Raw genomic sequence first — 21,491 nt, 5'->3', positions numbered from 1 at the left:
AGTATTGCCTCTAGCGCGCAGTTGAAAGCAGCACCGAGATCGAAATCTACAGTGTTATGAGTTGGTTCTGGGGCTTGATGTTTGTTAGTATGTTCCCGAGCTAAACATCGTAATAAGTGGAAATTGTAGACTCTGACACTGTTTAGCAAATGCTCAACCGATCGCACGCGATCGCAACTTTAGCAAACGATGCACGCTGTGGTATCTGCTTTTACCGTTTCAACATCCGTTCGTACCAAATACAGTTGGTGGTTCTACGATTCAGCTATTCAGACAATTTAAACCTTACAGCCACTTATATCTGAAGTCATGAAAATAGCTTACCTCACTACATATGATGTTCTGAACCAGGCAAAGTGGCCCAAGTACCAATCAGGTTTATGTGCAGCAGGCTATTTCCTAGCACGGACTTTGGCAGAACAAAACGTAAAACTCGATTTGGTGGGACCTTTAGAGGCAAAAAATACCCTATCGACTAGAGTAAAACGGCGAATATATACTTCTGTGCTGAAAAAGCAATACTATCACTGGACCGATCCTGCTGTTTTGCGCAATTATGCCAATCAAGCCATACAGAAAATGTCGCAATTCAATTCGGATGCAATTTTATGTCCAGAAAATTCTCTGCCAATTTCATATCTTGACTCCGATCTGCCGATAATTTTATGGTCTGATGCGACACTTTATTCACTGATAAACTTTTATCCTTATCTCAGTAATCTCTGCCGAGAAAACTTTCATAATATTACGGCAATGGAAAAAGCAGCACTCGATCGCTGTGAGATGATGATCTATACCTCTGACTGGGCGGCTCAAACTGCAATTGACGCTTACGGTGTCGAACCATCAAAAGTCAGAGTCATTCCTTGGGGTGCAAATATAGAATGCGATCGCAGCTTTGATGATGTGAATAATATCGTGGAAGCGAGGGATAATAAAACTTGCAAACTGCTATTTTTCGCTGTGGAATGGTTGCGTAAGGGTGGAGATGTGGCTTTAGCAGTAACAAAAGAGTTAAACGAAGCTGGTTTACCAACAGAATTAACTGTAGTTGGATGTCATCCGCCTGAGTCGGAAACCTTACCAAATTACGTTAAAGTTATTGGCTATATTAACAAATCAACAGCAGATGGTCGGACTGCGCTTGATCGAATTTTAGCTGATTCGCATTTTCTAATCCTACCTACCCGCGCCGATTGCGCTCCTCATGCTTTAATTGAAGCTAACTCTTTTGGCGTTCCCTGTTTAACTACAAATGTAGGTGGAATCAAAACAATTGTTAAAGATGATGTAAATGGAAAAGTCTTCGAGCTAGACACAGATATATCCAAGTACTGCACTTACGTAACTCATTTATTCGAGCATTACGAGCGGTATAAAGCATTAGCCAATTCTTCTTTTTATGAGTATGAAATTCGGCTCAACTGGACTGTGGCAGCCAAGGAAGCAAAAAAGTTAATTATGGATTTAATCTAGCAAGTCTAGTTTTTTGAGCAAGTTCTGTTATAATTTGCTAGATTTTGCTAAACTCAACTGAATATGAACATAGCTTTTGTGACTCATTATGATATTTTCAACAGCAATAAGTGGCATCCAAAAGCAATCGGGTTTAGTGGCACGAGTTACTACAAAGCTCAAGCACTCAAAGAGCGGTTTCCCAATTTTGAATATATTGGTCCGTTAACAGAACGGCATTCTCTAGGAACTAAATTTAAAAGACGTTTGTATAGATATTTATCTACCAAAGCGTATTACGATTGGGCTGCGCTCGATTTGCAAAAGAATTACGCTCGACAAATTAATACCAAATTATCAAATAGTAGCTCTCAGTTAGTTGTTTGTCCAGATATTTCGACGATCGCCTATGTCGAATGCCAACAGCCGATTGTTTTATGGACGACAAATACCTATGGAGCTTGTATTGATTTCTATGATGATTTTAGCAATCTTTGCCGAGAAACGATTGACGATCTCGTAACGCTCGATCGACTTGCCCTCAGTAAAGTGCAGTTGGCGGTTTTTCCCTCTACTTGGGCGGCGGAAGCGGCAATAAATAGCTATCAAATCGATCGCAGTAAGGTTGAAATCGTACCATATGGAGCCAATATAGAATGCGATCGCACGATTGACGACATTCAAAACCTAGTAGAAGCAAGAACAGCAGAGCGATGTAAGTTATTGTTTCTCGGAGTCAGTTGGTATCGTAAAGGAGGAGATATAGCTTTAAAAGTTGCTAAAAAACTCAAACAACTAGGTATCGATGTCGAGTTAACAGTTGTTGGTTGTCAACCTATAACCGACGAACCATTACCAGATTACGTGGTTAATGTTGGGTTTATCAAAAAATCCGATCCAGAGGGTAGCGATCGCTTAAATCAATTAATTTCTGAGTCTCACTTTTTAATTTTACCATCTAGAGCCGAGACTTATGGAAATGTGCTTTGCGAAGCTAATTCATTTGGAGTTCCTTGTCTGACAACTAAAGTTGGCGGGATTCCTAGTATTATTCAAGATAATGTAAATGGAAAACTATTTGCCTTAGACGCTGACGTTAAAGACTATTGCGAGTACATAGCCCATTTATTTACTAACTATACCCAATACAAACAACTAGCATATAGTTCATTTCACGAATATGAAACTCGTCTTAACTGGTCGGCAGCAGGAAAATCAATGCAAACCATCATTACAGAAAAATTTAGCTAATAAATCTAGGTACGATCTGCTGTTGTTGCAGCAGCTCTAAACTTAATAGTTGTTTATTTAATTCTGATTGACTAATGTTTTCCTGATTTTGAAATAAGGCAGTAAAAGCTCCAGCCCCCATACCATCTTGAGGGAATAGACGATAACAAGGAATGATGGTTAAATGAGATTGATAACGCGCTAAATGAGAAATACGAACAGGTTTAAATTGGGGAAATCTAGCTAAAAACCACTCGCACACTTGCTCGTTTTCTTCGATTGAATAAGTACAAGTCATGTAGGCGAGATAGCCTTGAGGAGCAACAACTTGAGCCGAGTTAGCAATAATTCTTTTTTGCCTACTAGCATTTTTATTAATTAAAGTCGGATGAAAACATCCTAATGCTTTACCTCCTTTAGCTAGCAAAGATTGCCCGGTACAAGGAGCATCAACAATTGCAAGACTGCAAGCATGAGGGACGCGCTGAGTCCAAATCTGCGGATCGAGATTTGTCACAGCAGTAGGGCTAATTTGACAACGTTTTAAGTTAGAAATTAGCATTCCCAGACGCTTGCCAATAACCTCATTGCTTATCAGTAATTCTGGCTGCAATGCTTTCCAGGCAAAAATTCCTTTTCCTCCTGGTGCAGCACACATATCTAAAATAGTGGAAATTGGTTGAGAGATAGCTAGCAAGGTTGAAGCAGCAAATACTGAGGAAAAATCTAAGCAATAGTAATAACCGTCCTCATGTAAAGGAGACTGTCCTGGTTTTTCACCAGGTGATACGCAATCTACAAAAGCAGGTTGCCATGTAGTTGCAGTTGTTACTGCAAATGGTAAAGATTCAGGCTTTTGCCGACACCAGATAATGCAGGTAGGAAAAGATTGCGGCTGAGTTAAGGCTTGAATAAATTGCTCTTGTGCTGTTGAATCGTCAAATAAACGCCGACTGAGCTTAAGCAACAAATTTGAAGGCTTGTCCACTCAAGGAAAATCAAAGCTCTGCGTTTTCCATTGTAGTGGGAATGGGAAGCCAGCGATCGGTTATCAGTGAAGAAAGGGAGTAGGGAGTAGAGAGCAGAGAGCAGGGAAGGACTTACAACTTGCCACCAACAAATTATCAATTACCAATTACCAATTACCACTCAACTACTAATGACAAATGACAATCTAATTGCGTTGCCAAACCTTGATATGGTCGATTTCTAGATTGTTTGGTAAAGGCGTAGAGTTGTCGGGAGGGCTATTCGTCCACGCTTTGCCGAGAGCAAGAGTTGCTGTAACGTACATTGCTTCGTCAGGAATATTACCACTATTGGTATAACGCCGCCGTTCGACACCATCCACGTACCAAACCAGTTTATCTGCTTCCCATAACAAGCCATAGGTATGATAGCTGCCAGAAAAATCAATTCCACCCCACCAGCCAGATGATGATTCGTGAGCGCCACTACCGTTTTTATAGTGGATCGTCATGTGGACGTTGTTTGTATTAGACCCTACGAATTCGGCAACATCTATTTCTGGGGGCCAGTTTTTGTTTTGTGACAACAACCATAATGTGGGCCAGAAGCCATTGCCTTTAGGCACTTTAGCGCGAAACTCCACGTAACCGTACTGAAAAGCAAACTTATCGTGAGATGCAATCATTCCAGAAGTGTAGTTTAAACCGTTAGACGGCTTTCGCTCTGCACGCAAACGTAAGATTCCACCTCCTACTGATACATTATTCGGGCTAAACCATTGCAAATCGCCAGCGCCGCCATTCGTACACCCATTGGGCGCCCAATAAAAACAGGGAGTCCACTTACCAGTATCTAATCCAGAACCGTTGAAGTCGTCACTAAACTTGAGCTGCCAGTTACCAGCAGGAGGATCGGCTAGTGCTGCTGTGGGGCAACACACCATCATTAAGGCACTAAAAGCCAGCAAAACCCGATCCTTCCAGTTACGCAACCGAAGGTTTTGTTGCATGTAAATATTTCCTTTTGATTCAATTTCAAGAGGAGATAGCAGTTGTTGATGAGCTATTGAGTGCCGAAAAAACAAAAAGCTATCTCTTGACGCACCGTATTAATAAACCATTTCGATCGGTGTAGAGTCAAGAAAAAATTTTTTTTTGTGCAGGATTTATGCAGCTAAAGCGGAGTTTTATTTCTGACAAACGAAAATACTTAAGTAGGTTATTTAGCTTGCAACCCTTTCGTTATAGTAGTTGTATCGATCGCCAAGCTTACGAAACGAGTCGAAAATATAACTATAAATATCTAAATTACAAAATAACCAATTTGTGATGTATTGATATTTATAAAAATTTATCAACCTTTGAATAAAGCAAAGATTACTGAATAGCCAAATACCGAACTATTCTTTTCTTTTGTAAATTTTTTCTTATTAAATTGATAAAATATTTGTAATATATTGAAATTTCGATCGCATCTGTGGCTTTCAAGGGAACAAGGGAGAAGTCGCAAGTCAAAAGCCTCTCACCTCTCACCTCTCACTGTTACCCATTCCCGTGAGTCAAAAACTACTTCTTCACGTAATGATAGATATCAAAATTCGTCAATTGCAGATGAGACTCTAGTTTGTAAGACTTAGCCATTGAGCTTTCTAAATCAAAATTTCTTTTCTTTTCCCAAAAAGCTTGGTCGCTAATTGCAATAATTGCCGTGTTTGCGTTTTTAGTAACGCGACTAACTTCTGCTGCTAATTTAGTTGTATCGAGTCCTAAGCCATCTATCGTTAGAGTATCGCCATAATAAGGTAGCAAGTAAGGCACGCCATAAAGAAGCACGGACTTGGTATCTTGGCTGTTGTTTTTGCTCAGATATTGAGCAATTTCACGGTAGTTTTCCCGCTGATATCTGGGTTCAAAATAATAGTTGTAGTTGGCATATAAATTGAGTAGTAGTAACACAATAAACGCTAGACGATACAAACTTTTCCAGTGCGTTTTCTTACTAGAAGAACCAGATCTAAGCGCGATTGGCAATAGAAATGCTAGAGGAATATAAATATAAAAAGAATGTCGAGGGAGCCAATTAAATTTTGTCACAATTGCAAAGGCAAGTGCAATGATAAAAGCTGCTGTAAAGGTAATCAGAAAAAATCTGTCGATTGGACGATATTGTTTATATTCTGGCGATCGCGCTTTTAAGCCTCTGAGAATTCCGATAAAAATCATGCCAGCAACTAATACAAATAGTAATAAGATAGGCAAATAACCGAAAACGAGTTGCAGGCGATCGCCACCACGCATCTGTTCGATTGGTGGACCGTAAGTTTCTCCGACTAATAAGCCGTAGAAAACAAAAGCTATATTTTGAATAACTGATTGATTTGATGGCGTGACGTGAACTTTGGTCGGATCGGTAGCTACCGGGGAAGCTAGATAAAATATTGCCGCAGGTACACAGGCAATTGCTACAGGTAGCCACCATTGCAGCCAGCGCTTAATATTTTTAGAAACGAGGAGGTGAGCGATACACAGAGCGAGGGTATAAATTCCAATAAAAATGCTGCAAAAAAGACCGATCGCTGTAGTTATACAAAATAGTACCTGCGCGATCGCCGTACCTCTAATATTTTTTTGCGGTAAGATTTGACTGAGGAAATATAACTGTAGAGATGCTAAAAATAAGAGTAAAGTATACGCTCTCGTTTGCTGGCTGTAATAAACTCCGTAAGCACTAAACGATAGAAAGAGCGTTAACCATAGAGCGTGTTTCCTCCCGTAAAGTTGCCACGCAGTAGTACACAAAACAACGATTGTGCCAATTCCTAGTAAAGCAGAAAGGGAGCGAACGGCAAATTCGCTACTACCAAAGATTTGTCGCCAGAAATGTAATACTAAATAATAAAACGGCTGAAAGCGATCGCCAGTATCTGTAGAAACAATTGTGGAAATAATAGCCTGAATGCTCGTGCCGTCAGAATAATACAAACTAGCACCTTCATCCAGCCATAAACTCTTATCTGGCAAAAGGAAAAATCGCAGGAAAATGCCGATTGCAAGAGTTAAGCCAAGAATTAGATAGTACTTAAAATTAGAGGTTCTAATGCGTTCTCGTGACGTTCTTTGTAACAACATAAGATAAGTTGTAAGTTATAAGTCGTAAGTCAGAAGTCATTCACCCTGCTCCCTACTCCCTGCTCTCTGCTCCCTGCTCCCTTTCTTCACTGATAACTGATTAGCTGCCAACTTCTATTTCTCGATCGCGGTGGATGCGTTTTTTCTGCCAAGTTCCCATTGATTGAGCTGCCAAAGCCTCAATCTGACGATAAATCGATGTGGGGAGCAACCATAGCAGATAAGCAGCAGCCAGTGTCATCAGCGTGCGACGGGGATTTGACAAAAGCATACGCCAGTGAATTGCTAGAGCGCGATGCATGAGCTTTACAGCGATCGCACCCGCTTTGAGACGGACGGCACTACGAGCCAAATAACGCATGTGATACGCCTTAGCAGGCTTTTCCCACTTAGAAATAAATTCTGGCGCGTAAGAGCGGGTTTTTTCGATAACTTGTTCTAGATATTCTAGTTGCTTGAGCAGGTTGGCTGAGAGTCCGCCAGAGTTGACGCGATATAAGGTGAGAGCTTCGGGAATGCCAGCAAATTGCCACTGAGTTTGGATCGCAATCCGCAGCCAACATTCAACATCTTCTGCTTGGCGAAAGCGCTCGTCGAAATAAAATGTTTCTGGGGATTTTTCTGGAGTACCGTCAAGGCGCTCGGTAAAGGCGATCGCATCGAGAGTTTCTCGACGTAACACCGCCGCCGAACCATTACCCACGGGATTATCGCACAGCAGGCACTCTGGGGAAATATTTTCTAGCTGCGGCATGAGATAAGTCCCCAAGCGATTTCCCATTTCATCAATTAAAGCCGAACGACTGAAACTCACTCCCACATGAGGAGAGTTGTTTAAATGCTCCACATGTTTTTCTAGTTTAGAAGGCAACCATAAATCGTCTCCGTCTACAAAAGCAATATACTCTCCTTGAGCGTGACGAATACCTGTGTTTCTCGCTCCCGCCAAGCCTCGGTTGCGTTGGCGAATAATCTGAATTCTGGTGTCAGTAAATTGCTGACAAATTGCTACACATCGATCTGGAGACTCGTCATCAACAATCAAGATCTCTAAATTTTTGTAAGTCTGGTCTAACACTGACTGAACTGTGGCACTGATATATTTCTCACAACGGAAAACTGCAATTACCACAGAAACTTGTTTCATATTATTTCCTTATCAATTATCAGTGAAGAAAGGGAGCGCACGAGCCGGGGAAGAGAGAGTCGCGGAGCGATCGGGAGCGATTGGGAGCTGAGGGAGAATTACTTCTGACTCCTGACTCCTGACTCCTAATTTTTGACTTTCGACTTTTGACTTTTGACTTTTAACTTCCTACTGCCGACTTATCGCTATTCTTTCACTTCTTGAAGAATTCTCCGTTTTTGATTCGAGCCTGTTATCTGAAGTGCTAAAGATTGGATTTGGTGATAAGTAGAATTAGGCAACAACCACAGCAAATACGCGGCTGCTAAAGTCATTACCGTTCGCCGTGGTTCCTCAAATAAAATTGACCTATATATAGATAGAGCTTTGTGAGAAAATTCAATGGCAGTGGAGCCTGCGGATAAAGTGACAGCTCGACGTGCTAGATGTCGGAGTTGATAAGCCATAGCTGGTTTTTCCCACTCAGCCATCATCTCTGGTGAGGTGTAAGCGCGTGCTTTCTTTAACATAGTTTCCCAAGAGCTTAGTTTCTTATACAATTGGGCAGAAAATCCTTTGGGATTCACGCGGTACAAAGTTAAAGCTTCTGCTAATCCTGCAATTTGCCAATCTGTTTTTAGCATCATTCGCAGCCAACATTCTACATCTTCTGACGGGTGTAAGCTGCGATCGCAATCGAAATAAGAGACTTCTCCCGATCTAGGATCGACAAACTTAATTGCTTCTAACAATTCTTTACGAATAACGGGAACTGAACCGTTCCCAATTGGCGTGCGACACAACAGATCGAGAGGCGTAATATCTGTTAATTTGGACATTTGATAAATCCCCAAAGGTTTGTCTGCTTCGTCAATAAAAGCTGAACGACTAAAACTGAGTCCCACGTTTGGCGATTTATCTAGATGTTCGACATGTTTTTCTAGCTTGTGGGGAACCCAAAGATCGTCTCCGTCTAAAAGCGCTACGTAATCACCTTGAGCCTGACGAATTCCCGTGTTTCGAGCTGCTGCAACCCCTTGATTTTGCTGGCGAATGATTTGAATTCGAGGATCGGTAAACTGTTGGCAAATTTCCTGAGTGCGATCGGTCGAACCATCGTCAACAATCAATAATTCAAAATTTTTGTAGGTTTGTGCCAGTACAGAGTTTATTGTCTTTGCAATATATTTTTCAACTTGATAAACCGGAATGATGACAGTAACTAATTTCATATTTCAGAGCTTGGTGAATTTATTGATAATTGGTAATTAGCGATCGGTCATTTCTAGAAATCATCAACTATTAACTACTAGTCATCAACTATCAACATTAAGATTAAGATTGACGCAATACATGGCGGTTTGTCCAAATCGTAAACACGGGAAGGAAGAGCATGTGAACGATTAAAACTGCTGCTGCAACACCGATAACCTGCCAATGGACTCCAATTAACAAAGAGAGAGCAAAGACAGTCGTAAAAGCTAGATTCCAGTATAAATCTAAATTGGGTTTGCCTACAGCTACTAATAATTGTGAAGCAGCATCGGCGAAGGGTCTGGGAATTGCTGATAAGCAAATTAATACCAGCACGGGAATAGCAACGATCCACTGACGACCAAAAACAATTGGTACGTACCAATAAGCTAGGCTAGATTGAAGAATAACTAAGGGAAAAATAATTAGGCTAATAATTTTAAGTGCGCTGTAATAAGATTTACTTAACTCCAACATGCTAGCTTTAGCTTTACATAGATGTGGTAAAATCGCTGTATTGATTGCTGTGACTATACTCAGGCTAATTCCCAATCCAGCATTGAACCCAAAAAAATAAATTCCTAATTCTTTAATACCTAAGAACCTACCAATTATTAAATAATCTAAGTTATTTCTCAGCGCCTTGAGAAATTGCACGCCACAGATATTTTTACCAAAATCTAAAATCGATCGCCAAGCTTTTGTCGTAAATTTAGCAGTAGGATGCCAAGCGTAACTTTTACGATAAATAATAATTTCTAGCGGAGTCACCAAAATCCAAGGTAAAACGAACGCCCAGATTCCCCAGCCGCGAATAGCAAATAGGGCAGATAAGATATAACTAGCGAGATTTCTAACAACAGTAGCGATCGCGCACACTTTAAGTCGATTTTCGCGAACGATTAAAGCAGACTGGATAGCGGCAAAAGGCCACATTAAATAGGGTATACCAGCAATACAAATGGGTAGAATTAAATCGATTTCGCGAGTCAGGCGATCGCGATAAAACCAAGCAATAGGAAAAGCAAGTAGGCATTGAGCAAAAAATAAGCCTGTAAAGATACTCCAGTTTAACCAATAACCGGAGTTACAAATAGTATCTAATTCTTGGCGATCGCATTGAATAATTTTGGCACTTACCCCGATCTCCATAAAAACTCGCATAAACTCGTTGACTGTAAACACAATTGCTGCTAAACCGTAGTCATAAGGAGTCAAAAAACGAGCTAAAATCACTGTCAATCCGAGGCGAAAAATCCGAGAAATAATTTCTGCCGAACCTAACCAGCTAAGATTGCGAACGAATCGATTGGAAAGTTTTTGAGGTAGCCTAGATAAAATAGCTGATAGGATAGGCATTGAGTTTATAAATTGTTTTTCGTTATTCCAGCTCGAACCAGATTCAGTGCAGGCGATCGCTGGATAGTCTCCTATTCAATATATAGTTGATGTAGCTATTTTTTCCTACACTACCATCATCAATCTTAAAGAAAACTCGTACTTTCTTACACAACTCAAGCTAGAAATTTCATCGCAGACAAATGCCAAATTCTCGCATTCTACTTAGGTTGCTATGCTACATCAACGAGGTAAGCACAACCAGGCGATCGCAGTTACGTAACGATACAGTTATAGCAGAGAGAGGATAGATTAAGACATTTCAATTGTCTACAAGCAATATTAGCTAAATCTTTTTCCTCTGCTCCCTACTCCCTGCCCCCTGCTCCCTACTATATGTAAAAACTTCCTTATGCTACAGAATTATCTTGGAGGTAGTTAGCGCGAATCCGAGCGATTTTCTGAAGTAAATAATTGGCAAGTTTAGGCGATAGTAGTTGAATCAGCAGTAATTTTACGAGTAGTGTTTGGACTTTTCTATTCAATAATATTTGAGGTTGTAACTGAATAGCCATTTGCAATTTTAGCCAAGCCACTCCCGCTGCTGTTGCACCCGGAATTTTAGTTAGGTATAAGTGGGCTAAATAGCGATAAAGATTAGCCAAGCTTTGATTTTTTAGATATTGTAACTGAGCGGGAGCTAATTGAAATGCTCGATCGATAACTCGAATTGCATCTTTCTCCATCACCTCAATTTTGGCAGAAGCCGAACCAGCGGTTTGACGGTAAAAAATTTGAGTTTTAGGAACGACTACAAAATCGTACTTAGCTGCTAAACGAAGATATAAATCCCATTCTTCTGCATGGGTTAGAGTTGGATCGAATTCGCCAACATCTGCTAAAGCAGTTCGGCGAATCAAAGGATTTGAACCGCTTAAGAGAAAATTAGTTTTCAATAATTCTGCATAGACATTGCCTGCAAAATATATGGGGCGATCGTCATGAAAAAACTTGCCTTGCCGATCCATGAAGCACGTCCAACTATAGGCAACTCCTGCAGCTGGATGCTGCTGTAATGCTGCTAATTGAAGTTCTAATTTATCTGGTGTCCACAGATCGTCAGCATCGATAAAGGTGATATATTTACCTGTAGACAGAGAAATACCACGATTGCGTGCAACTGATACGCCACCGTTTTCATAGGAAGCTACTTGAATCCGAGGGTCTCGAACGGTTTGGATTAATTCGAGCGTGCGATCGCTAGACCCATCATCAATAACTATTAACTCAAAATCTGTAAAAGTTTGTTTTTGAATCGAGGCAATTGTTTCTAGAATAGTATTTTGGGAATTGTATGCAGGCACAATAACTGAGATTGTAGGCATGTCTTAACTTTTGAATGAGAGGGTTCTTGTTTGGCGATCGGCAAAAATTGGTACGTCTTCCTTAAAAGCTATTCCTGTTAGAATTAACCCTTGCCAATAAAGATAGGATGCCAACTGAATATCTACAGCAGCTGTTGCAATTAGTAAGACCAAATAAATATTCAATGCAGTTTTAGCGATCGCGCTTTTCCTAGCTTTCAGAGTTAGCTCGATAAAACCCCAGACGATCGCAAATGTAAAGGCAAGAAAACCTACAACTCCATGCAAATAAAATAAATCTGGCCAATGATTGTGAGTCCCGATCGGCATATGTTCTGTATATTTAGGACCTTTCTCCTCTACAACTCCATGACCCCAAATTGGCGCTTCCATCCAACGATTCATCGTCACTTCAGCTAGACGTTTTCTAACAACTTCAGAACTTCGACGAACGCCACTAATCACCCGATCCCATGCTGTTTGCATTAGCTCGATCAGTTGAGGCGCAATCATGCCTATCACAACGCTGAGTAGACCTACGATCAGTTGAATGTACCAACCAAAATTAGTCAACAACCAAGAGGCGATCGGCACGGCAACCAGACAAACAATTGTCGAGCGAGAGCCAGAACCTACGACCATTGCCGCACCTCCGATCGTGCCAATCCAACGCCATTTTTTATTTGCTTCTTGACTGGATAAAAAGAAATAAATATTTCCAATAATACCTAAATTATTCGCAAAGTTAGCAAACAAACGTAAACGAAATTGTCGAGCTTCACCAAAGTCTCCACCAACATCAAATAAATTAACAGTATAAAAACTGGCGGAGCCGCGAAATGCAACTAGGGGAGAAACATAAGAAAAGCTCGGTATACGTAATAAATACATGAAATAACAGAGCGTCGCTAAAATTAAGCTCTGCAAGCACAGAATACAAGCAGCTCGATAAATGACTTGCGGACGAATTTTTAGGCATCCAGCTAAAGGAAATAATGCCATTAAAGCCCAACTTCGCGCCCAGTTGTTGACTGTGGTAAAAATAAACTTTGGTATCCCTAGATCGAAGTCCATATGGGACATAAAGATTGTTAGCTCTATGAATAACATGCCAACAATCCATATCCATACAGATAGCGGAATGCTAATTTTTTCTGACTCTGGTGTGTCTTTTGTTTGGAACCACCATCTTTTAAAGACACACCCTGCCAAGAGAAATCCCAGTGCTGGAATCCAAACGAGTTGCGCTCCCAGAAAATAAATGGGATACGTCAGAATTATGGTATACCAAACCAATTTTTCCTCAAAGTTTTGAGGTTTAACGCTCATAGGATTTTTCTTAAGGGAGCAGGGAGCAGGGAGCAGGGAGCAGGGAGTAGGGAGCGAGCGATATTAATTGCGAATTCTCCCCATGCACTACTTTCTTAACCCTCCATAATCCGATGATGGGTCTTGCGTTCTAGTTCTAGCATCGTCATCCGTCTTTGTCGCAGCCAGAATGCGAGTATACCTGCGCTGACAAATAGAGAACCGCCAGTTGCGCCAAGTAAAATAAACATCCTTTTTGGCGAACTCGGAGATTTTGGCAAGTTCGGTTCTGCCACAATTTGTAGTAAGGGATAGGAACCAAAGGCGTTTGACCTAATGATATCTAAGTTGGCAAGAGTAGAAGAGAACACTGCTTCAGATACCTGTAATTCACGCCTGAGAGCTTCTAAAGTCGTTTCTTTTTGCGATAAAGTACGGAGGCGGTTTTCTAATTGCAAGATTTGCTGTTCGGTTTCTTTGGCTTGAGATTGCAAGCCGCGATTCTCGGCTTGAGCATCGACGAGCGCTTGGAAGAGGTTTTCTCGCGCCGAACCGTTACTGGTGTTAAGGTTGAGTTGTTGAATGAGATCTTGGCTGACTGGTCGTCCGAGTAACGACTCGCTACGGACAAGCATTGCTTTAGCTGCTGCGTCGCGCTTGTTTTGCTCTGCCACAATCGTAGGATGATCGGGTAAAAATCTGGCGCTCAGCGTCACCAAATTGGCGCTAGTTTCACTGTAGTTTTTTAAGTTTTGCTGAAATATTTGATCTGTTTGCAACACGAAGGCATTAGCAGCATCCTGTTCCGAAAGGTTTAAATTAGCTGCCAGTTGTTGTAAGCGAGAACTCGATTGTTGTTGTTGAGCGACAATCTCGGCTCGTTGTTTGCGTAAAGCTTCAATATTGTCAGAGAGAGCTTTGAGCTGATCGCTAGAGTTCAAGCCAGAGATTGCTTTGTAGTCGGAAAGCCGCTTTTGAGCCATTTCTAGCTTGCGCTGGGAAGAACTTAAAGCAGATTGGAAACTGGCATCGCGTTGAATGAATTCTTGGACTCTGAGTTCGTTGACTCTTGCCTGGATTGCTCGGTAAAGAGCGTAAGACTTATCCCGTGCTTCTTCAGGATTGTCTCCTGTCATTTGAAATTCGATAATGCTAGTACTGTCGCCGATCCTGACTTTAGGTTTGCCAAACTCTTGAGGAGTCATATCCATTTGAGTGGCAGCAATCTGAATTACGGCATCGCTTTCTGCGAGAAATTTATAATTCTGTCTGGGATCTTGAGTACTAATGCTGTAGGGAGAGGAGCTGTCTAAAGAAGTCTGTCCGATCTCTGGAAGGGATACTCTAGCTTGAGCAGCAGTTCCTGGGACGTTAACAGCCCATCCACTCATATAGGTTGGTGCTTTAAGCTTTAAATACGCTAAAGCCGAACACCAAATGGCAGCATTAGCCAATATACCAATCAGTAAATAGGGAGACCAATGGACTTGCTGTAGTCTTGACTTGGGAAACGGGCGAGAAATTGTCACGGATTCAGTCATTCAGCAATCCTCCTAGCAGATGTTTCAACTGATACATTTTTTACAAAAATAACTAGCTGCTGCGCAAACTTTAACTATAAAAATTACTCCGTCTCAACCTCTCGCCTGTATTTCATTACACCTACTCTAAAAACATAATTTCTCAGTCCTGGGTATGAATGTGAACTAATACTAAATAGTTCCAATCGATCTGCCAGCCAGCCAAGTGTTGCCTCAGATTATAGACTAACTCCTAATTTCTCTGGCAGTTACAAATCTTAATTTACAGTGAAATCTGATTTTGTGACTAAAAGCGCGAAAATCACCTAAATTTTCCCTGGATTTAGTAGTTTCTTTATCCTAGTTGAAGCGGGTTAGGAGGACAGGAGTATAGATCTCTCCTGTGAAAGGTCAAGCGATACGGAGTATATTTGACAACATAGATTGCCATAAAAAAGTCGCTCTCAATTAGCAAATTTTTATTGAATGCCCGATTTGAAAAGCATTTACTGAGGCGATCGCCACTAAATTGCTAAAGAAAAACGACGAGAAAATTTAAGTGTTGTTTATGACTTAATTTGTATCAGGCTTAGAAAGAGCTGGCGAATAGGTGACAACTGAGCGTTGACGCTGGAAAGAAAGAGCGCCATCCTGACAATCGACTTGAATAGTGTCGCCTTCGGTAAAAGTCCCCTCTAATAATTTAGTTGCCAGAGGATTTTCTAGGTAGCGCTGGATGGCTCGTTTGAGGGGACGAGCACCATATACGGGGTCATAGCCGATATCTACCAAGTAATCTTGAGCTGCTGACGATAGCACGATGCCAATTTTTTGCTCGTCGAGCAGTCTTTGGACTCGTTTGAGCTGAATACTGACGATTTGCCGTAACTGGCTGCGATCGAGGGGGTGGAAAATAATCAGGTCATCGACGCGGTTGAGAAATTCGGGGCGGAAGTGCGATCGCAGTGCCTCTAAAACTTGCCGTTGTACCTGTTCGTAGTCGGTATCATCTCCAGATAAATCGAGAATGCGATCGCTACCGATATTACTCGTCATGACGATCACCGTGTTGCGGCAGTCAATGACTCTACCCTGAGAATCCGTAATTCGTCCGTCATCCAACACTTGAAGCAGAATATTAAATACATCTGGGTGGGCTTTTTCCACCTCATCTAGCAACACCACAGAATAGGGACGACGACGGATCGCTTCTGAGAGTTGCCCTCCTTCTTCGTAACCAACGTAACCAGGAGGCGCACCCACTAGGCGGGAAACCGAATGTTTTTCCATGTATTCGGACATGTCCAAGCGGACTAAAGCATCGTCGGCATCAAATAAAAACTGTGCCAATGCTCGCGCTAATTCTGTTTTACCTACTCCTGTCGGACCCATGAACAAGAAAGAACCGATGGGACGACCGGGATCTTTCATCCCTGCCCGAGCGCGGCGAATAGCTGCTGCTACAGCCGATACAGCCTCAGATTGACCGACTACCCTAGCGTGGAGGTGGCTTTCGAGTTGGAGTAATTTCTGGCGTTCTGACTCTAACAGGCGATTGATTGGAATACCCGTCCACTTAGCAACGATCTCGGCAATATCAGCTTCGGAGACTTCTTCTCGCAACAGTGTAGAACCCTGGCTTTGAATTTCTATTAGTAGAGTTTCTTTCGCTTCGCGATCGCGCTGTACTCCTTCTAGTTGCCCGTATTTCAGCCGTGCTGCCGTGTTGAGATCGTAGGCGCGTTCTGCCTGTTCGATCTGTACCCGCAAAGATTCTTCTTCTTTTTTCAAAGCACCGATCGCATCGAGGATCTGTTTTTCACCCTGCCACTGAGAGTTTAATTCCTGTTGTTTTTGCGTTAATGTAGAAATTTCTTGCTCGATCCGTTCCAAGCGTTCTTTGGTAATGGCGGCGCGTTGGTCTTCACCTGCGATCGAGAGTTTTTCCATCTCTAGCTGCATTAAACGGCGATCGATGATTTCTAGTTCTGTCGGCTTAGAAGTGATCTCCATTTTCAATTGGGCAGCAGCTTCATCGACGAGATCGATCGCCTTATCGGGTAAAAAGCGATCGGTGATGTAGCGGTGAGACAGAGTCGCTGCTGCAACCAAAGCAGAATCAGTAATTTTGACGCTGTGATGCGCTTCGTAGCGTTCTTTCAAGCCTCGGAGAATCGAAATTGTCGTTTCTACCGAGGGTTGATCGACAAAGACTTGTTGGAAGCGGCGTTCTAAGGCTGCGTCTTTTTCAATATACTTGCGGTACTCATCTAAAGTCGTCGCGCCAATACAGCGTAACTCTCCTCGTGCCAGCATTGGTTTGAGTAAGTTTCCCGCGTCCATTGCGCCTTGAGTCGTGCCACCCGCACCGACAACGGTGTGTAATTCGTCAATAAATAAGACGATTTGTCCGTTTGATTCGGTAACTTCCCGTAATACAGCACGCAAACGGTCTTCAAATTCACCGCGATATTTTGCCCCAGCGATCAAGCTACCCATGTCGAGAGTAATGAGCTGCCTGTTCTTGAGGGATTCAGGGACATCGCCTTTGATAATTCTTTGCGCCAACCCTTCCGCGATCGCAGTTTTCCCCACACCAGGTTCGCCAATCAAAACAGGATTATTCTTCGTGCGGCGAGACAATACCTGAATCACGCGCCGCACCTCATCGTCTCTACCAATGACGGGATCGAGCTTGCCAACTTTTGCCTGTTCCGTCAGGTCGCGCCCAAATTTTTCTAAAGCTTCGTAGCGTGCTTCGGGAGTTCGGTCTATGACCTTTTGATTGCCACGAATCGCCTTAATTGCCGCTTCTAGCTTTGCCGTATCGAGATTGAAGCCTTTACACACCCTACGCCCGATCCGTTCGTCCTCCCCAAATGCTATCAGCAGGTGTTCGACTGAAACGTGTTGGTCTTGCCAGTTCGTTCTAATCGCATCTGTCCGGTCGAGCATCAGATCCAAATTTCGACCCAAATAAAGCTGACTGCTTTTACCCACTTTCGGCTGTCGCTTGGCAAAAGCTTCAAGCTGCTGTGCTATTGCTGCGGGATCGACACCAGCTTTAGTCAGAATCCGATTAGCTAGCCCTTTTGGTTGTTCTAAAAATGCGATCGCGAGGTGTTCGACCTCCAGTTGTTGTTGCTGAAAACGTTGAACCATCAAATCCTGAGAATTGACGATCGCTTCCCAGGCTTCTTCGGTGAACTTGTTAGGGTCGGTGGGCTGCATTTTGACGATTTTAGATTTGCGATTTTAGATTTGCGACTGACTACTTAGATTAAAAAGAAAATACCATCTGGTGCTAGTATTGCGATCGCTATTAGCCTATCCTATTTTGGGAGTCGGGAGTGGGAGAGTGGGAGTTGGAATGTTTTTCTCCTCTGCTCCCTTGTCTCCCTTGTCCTCCTTGTCACAATTTTGAGTTTTGAATCAACCTACTGTGACACTAACTCCTTCTGGGGAGTAGCAGATTCTCTAGAACTGAGTTGGATCAACTCTACTTTGTAGCCGTCGGGGTCTTCAACAAAAGCAATAACTGTAGAACCATGCTTCATCGGTCCCGGTTCTCGTACTACTTTACCCCCACGGGCTTTAATTTCTTCACAAGTGCCGTAAATGTCATCAACGCCGATCGCGATATGACCGTAAGCATCACCTAAGTTGTACTTTTCCGTGTCCCAATTGTGGGTGAGTTCGAGAACGGTGTGGTCTGCCTCGTCACCATAGCCTACAAAAGCCAGGGTAAACTTACCACCTGGATAGTCTTTCTGGCGCAGCAACTTCATGCCCAAAAGTTCGCAGTAAAACTTGAGAGATGCTTCCAAGTTACCGACGCGAAGCATTGTGTGTAGTAATCGCATTAAGTGACTCCAAATTTCAGCATCGATCTCTATTCTAGGGAATGGGGAGTCGGGAGTTGGGAGTCGGGAGTTGGGAGTCGGGAGTTGGGAGTCGGGAGTCGGGAGTCGGGAGTCGGAGAGTGGGAGTTGGGGGAAAAAGGGGACAAGGAAGACAAGGGGGAATAAAGACAAATGACAAATGATAATCAACAGAAAACCAATTTCGTGTTGAATGATCCTTAACATCGTACCCATCAGCCTGTAAAATTCCTATCCTGACTCAAATGAAGTGAGTAGTGAGTAGTCAGTAGTGTATTCCCCCTGCTCCCTGCTCCCTGACAACTAATAACTGATAACTGAAAAAGGAGCTACGCAGCATGATCGATACAATAGACAGCGCTATAGACAACATTATTGCTAGAGAAATTCTCGATTCGCGAGGTCGCCCTACTGTTGAGGCGGAAGTACATTTAATTGGGGGAGTGGTGGGACTCGCCCAAGTTCCCAGTGGGGCTTCTACAGGCACTTTTGAGGCGCACGAACTTCGAGATGATGACAAGAGCCGTTATGGGGGCAAAGGGGTACTCAAGGCTGTGGAAAATGTCAATTTGACGATCGCCCCACAACTATCTCAAATGGATGTCTTGAATCAAGAAGCCCTCGATCGCGCCATGATTGCTCTAGATGGCTCTCCAAATAAAGCCAACCTGGGAGCAAATGCGATTTTATCGGTGTCTTTGGCGGCGGCGAAGGCAGGAGCGGAGTTACTTGGAATTCCTTTGTATCGCTATCTGGGGGGTCCTTTAGCAAACGTGCTACCCGTACCGTTGATGAACGTGATCAATGGTGGCGCTCACGCAGCAAATAATATCGATTTTCAAGAATTCATGATCGTTCCGATTGGTGCGTCTTCGTTTCGAGAGGCACTACGTTGGGGGGCGGAAGTTTTTGCCGCTTTGAGTAAGGTATTGGACGACAAAGGATTGCTCACTGGTGTGGGAGATGAAGGCGGTTTTGCGCCTAATTTGGAGTCGAATCAGGTAGCTCTAGAAATACTAATGAGCGCGATCGCCAAAGCTGGATATAAACCTGGGGAGGAAGTCGCATTAGCCTTAGACGTGGCTGCCAGCGAGTTTTATAAAGACGGGCAGTATGTCTATGACGGTGCAGCTCATGCACCTACAGAGTTTATCGAGTATTTGGCTAAACTAGTCGGTGAATACCCCATTGTCTCGATTGAAGATGGGTTGCATGAGGAAGATTGGCAGCACTGGCAGCTGTTAACTGAAAAAATTGGCGATCGCGTTCAACTTGTCGGAGACGATCTATTTGTGACTAATGCCACCCGCCTACAAAAAGGAATCGAAACCAGGGCAGGAAATGCCATCTTGATCAAGCTGAATCAAATTGGTTCGCTGACAGAAACTTTAGAAACCATCGATCTAGCTACCCGTAACGGTTTTCGCTCGATTATCAGCCATCGTTCGGGAGAAACAGAAGACACGACGATCGCTGACTTAGCTGTAGCAACTCGTGCAGGTCAGATCAAGACCGGTTCTCTCTGTCGTAGCGAACGGGTAGCAAAATATAACCGCCTATTGCGTATTGAAGACGAACTTGGCGATCGCGCTGTTTATGCTGGAACTGTGAAGATGGGACCAAAGTAGATATTGGTTGACGGTTGACAGGTAACCGTCAACTGTCAACGTCAACCAAGAATTAAGGATAAAACCCTAACTTAGGTAATCCCAAACTCTCGTCCCAACCCATCATGATGTTGAGGCATTGAATTGCTTGTCCGGCTTGTCCTTTGATCAAGTTATCGATCGCTGACAAGACGATGACTCTACCGGTACGGGGATCGGTTTCGATGCCGATGTAGCAGAGATTGCTGCCGCACGCCCACTTAGTTTGGGGATAGATGCCACTGTCGCAAATTGTTACCCAAGGACAATTGCGATAAAAAGCTCTGTAGATGGTAATTAAATCTTCTCTGACTAACCCAGGATCGCGCAGAGTGGCGTAGACGGTGGCGAGGATACCGCGTACCATCGGGACTAAGTGAGGAGTAAATTGCACTAAGACTTGATGTCCAGCCAAATCGCTGCAAACCTGCTCGATTTCTGGCGTATGACGGTGACGGGCAACGCCATAAGCAGCAAAGGAGTTATCTGCTTCTGCAAGCAACAGTCCAGTTTTTGCCTGTCTACCACCCCCAGACGTGCCAGATTTTGCATCGACGATCGCAGTTTCAGGAACGATCAAGCCTTGTTTTAGTAGGGGTGCAAGTGCTAGTAGGCTAGCGGTGGGATAACAACCAGGACAACCGATCAGTTGGCTTTCGGCAATGCGATCGCGATACAGTTCTGGTAAGCCATAAACTGCTTTTGTTGCCACAGCTATGTCTTGCCGCTGTTTGCCGTACCAGATTTGATAAGTTTCTAAATCGCTAAATCTATAGTCGGCAGATAAATCGAGAACTTTACAACCTTTATCGACCAGCTGAGGAGCCATATCGCAAGCAAAACCATTGGGGAGTGAGAGAAAGACTACCTCACACCTTGCTGCGATCGCTTCTGAATCGACAGATTCGATTGGCTGCGCTACCCGATGAGCTAGGTGGGGATATATATCAGCAAACGATTTGCCAGCACTGCTATCGCCACCCAAGTAGACGAGTTCTACTTCAGGATGATCCATTAACAACCTGACTAATTGCACCCCGCCATAGCCTGACGCGCCAACAATTCCTACCGATACGCGCCCTTCTTTACCCATGACAATCAATCCTGATGAAATACATTTTTATGACTCGATTGCGATCGGGCTTTGACAATTGGCGATCGCCAACTGCTCGTAGCCTCTGAAATGGATTTGTAAACTAGGAAAAAAATTAACTTTCGCTGCATTGTAGTACTAAAAGGGAAATCTCGTTGCAACAATTTTTTCAAATCTTG

General features: G+C 43.1%; 15 protein-coding genes. 3 read left to right on the top strand and 12 right to left on the bottom strand.

Annotated features, from left to right (window positions below):
- The first annotated feature begins 309 nt into the window (after positions 1-309).
- Together N4J56_RS11900 and N4J56_RS11895 are read left to right on the top strand one after the other, a co-directional pair.
- Positions 310-1,476 carry a glycosyltransferase family 4 protein gene (locus N4J56_RS11900; protein WP_317106642.1) on the top strand — a complete coding sequence of 389 codons (1,167 nt, stop codon included), beginning with the start codon at positions 310-312 and terminating at the stop codon, positions 1,474-1,476.
- A 63-nt stretch (positions 1,477-1,539) separates the two neighbouring features.
- Complete coding sequence (locus N4J56_RS11895; RefSeq protein ID WP_317106641.1) at positions 1,540-2,706, top strand: glycosyltransferase family 4 protein; 1,167 nt, start codon at positions 1,540-1,542, stop codon at positions 2,704-2,706.
- On the opposite strand, the gene N4J56_RS11890 is transcribed toward N4J56_RS11895, so the two are convergent.
- The 11 genes from N4J56_RS11890 to gloA all read right to left on the bottom strand — a co-directional run bounded on the left by N4J56_RS11890 (position 2,699) and on the right by gloA (position 18,555).
- The gene (locus N4J56_RS11890) at positions 2,699-3,673 is read right to left on the bottom strand and encodes an RsmB/NOP family class I SAM-dependent RNA methyltransferase (protein WP_317106640.1); all 975 of its coding nucleotides are present in this window, start codon (positions 3,671-3,673) and stop codon (positions 2,699-2,701) included. The two genes, N4J56_RS11895 and N4J56_RS11890, sit on opposite strands and share 8 nt — an antisense overlap.
- A 186-nt stretch (positions 3,674-3,859) precedes the next feature.
- Positions 3,860-4,663, bottom strand: coding sequence for a glycoside hydrolase family 16 protein (locus tag N4J56_RS11885; RefSeq protein ID WP_317106639.1), 804 nt, complete (start codon positions 4,661-4,663; stop codon positions 3,860-3,862).
- A gap of 556 nt (positions 4,664-5,219) precedes the next feature.
- Positions 5,220-6,782 (bottom strand): glycosyltransferase family 39 protein, encoded by a 1,563-nt coding sequence (locus N4J56_RS11880; RefSeq protein WP_317106638.1) that lies wholly within the window; start codon positions 6,780-6,782, stop codon positions 5,220-5,222.
- A 100-nt stretch (positions 6,783-6,882) separates the two neighbouring features.
- Positions 6,883-7,929, bottom strand: a complete 1,047-nt coding sequence (locus tag N4J56_RS11875) for a glycosyltransferase family 2 protein (protein ID WP_317106637.1) — start codon at positions 7,927-7,929, stop codon at positions 6,883-6,885.
- A 185-nt stretch (positions 7,930-8,114) separates the two neighbouring features.
- Complete coding sequence (locus N4J56_RS11870) at positions 8,115-9,140, bottom strand: glycosyltransferase family A protein (RefSeq protein WP_317106636.1); 1,026 nt, start codon at positions 9,138-9,140, stop codon at positions 8,115-8,117.
- 103 nt (positions 9,141-9,243) lie between these two features.
- Positions 9,244-10,521, bottom strand: coding sequence for a lipopolysaccharide biosynthesis protein (locus tag N4J56_RS11865; RefSeq protein ID WP_317106635.1), 1,278 nt, complete (start codon positions 10,519-10,521; stop codon positions 9,244-9,246).
- A 389-nt stretch (positions 10,522-10,910) separates the two neighbouring features.
- Entirely contained in the window at positions 10,911-11,885 is a 975-nt protein-coding gene (locus N4J56_RS11860; RefSeq protein WP_317106634.1) for a glycosyltransferase family 2 protein, read from the bottom strand.
- A 3-nt stretch (positions 11,886-11,888) separates the two neighbouring features.
- A complete protein-coding gene (locus N4J56_RS11855) occupies positions 11,889-13,193 on the bottom strand; it encodes an O-antigen ligase family protein (RefSeq protein ID WP_317106633.1) in 1,305 nt (434 codons plus the stop codon).
- Positions 13,194-13,288: 95 nt separating this feature from the next.
- Positions 13,289-14,713, bottom strand: coding sequence for a hypothetical protein (locus N4J56_RS11850; RefSeq protein WP_317106632.1), 1,425 nt, complete (start codon positions 14,711-14,713; stop codon positions 13,289-13,291).
- Positions 14,714-15,265: 552 nt separating this feature from the next.
- The gene (clpB, locus tag N4J56_RS11845; RefSeq protein ID WP_317106631.1) at positions 15,266-17,923 is read right to left on the bottom strand and encodes an ATP-dependent chaperone ClpB; all 2,658 of its coding nucleotides are present in this window, start codon (positions 17,921-17,923) and stop codon (positions 15,266-15,268) included.
- A 206-nt stretch (positions 17,924-18,129) separates the two neighbouring features.
- Complete coding sequence (gloA, locus tag N4J56_RS11840) at positions 18,130-18,555, bottom strand: lactoylglutathione lyase (protein ID WP_015154803.1); 426 nt, start codon at positions 18,553-18,555, stop codon at positions 18,130-18,132.
- Positions 18,556-18,911: 356 nt separating this feature from the next.
- On the opposite strand from gloA, the gene eno reads away from it, so the two are divergent.
- Positions 18,912-20,201, top strand: a complete 1,290-nt coding sequence (gene eno / locus N4J56_RS11835; RefSeq protein WP_317106629.1) for a phosphopyruvate hydratase — start codon at positions 18,912-18,914, stop codon at positions 20,199-20,201.
- Positions 20,202-20,253: 52 nt separating this feature from the next.
- Here the strand turns inward: eno and argC are convergent, their stop codons facing one another.
- The gene (gene argC / locus N4J56_RS11830) at positions 20,254-21,312 is read right to left on the bottom strand and encodes an N-acetyl-gamma-glutamyl-phosphate reductase (protein ID WP_317106628.1); all 1,059 of its coding nucleotides are present in this window, start codon (positions 21,310-21,312) and stop codon (positions 20,254-20,256) included.
- Between the last annotated feature and the right edge of the window lie 179 nt (positions 21,313-21,491).

Source organism: Chroococcidiopsis sp. SAG 2025 (assembly GCF_032860985.1).
GTDB lineage: Bacteria > Cyanobacteriota > Cyanobacteriia > Cyanobacteriales > Chroococcidiopsidaceae > Chroococcidiopsis.
The sequence above is the reverse complement of the archived record's forward strand: the minus strand, read 5'-3'. Positions and strand labels throughout refer to the sequence as shown.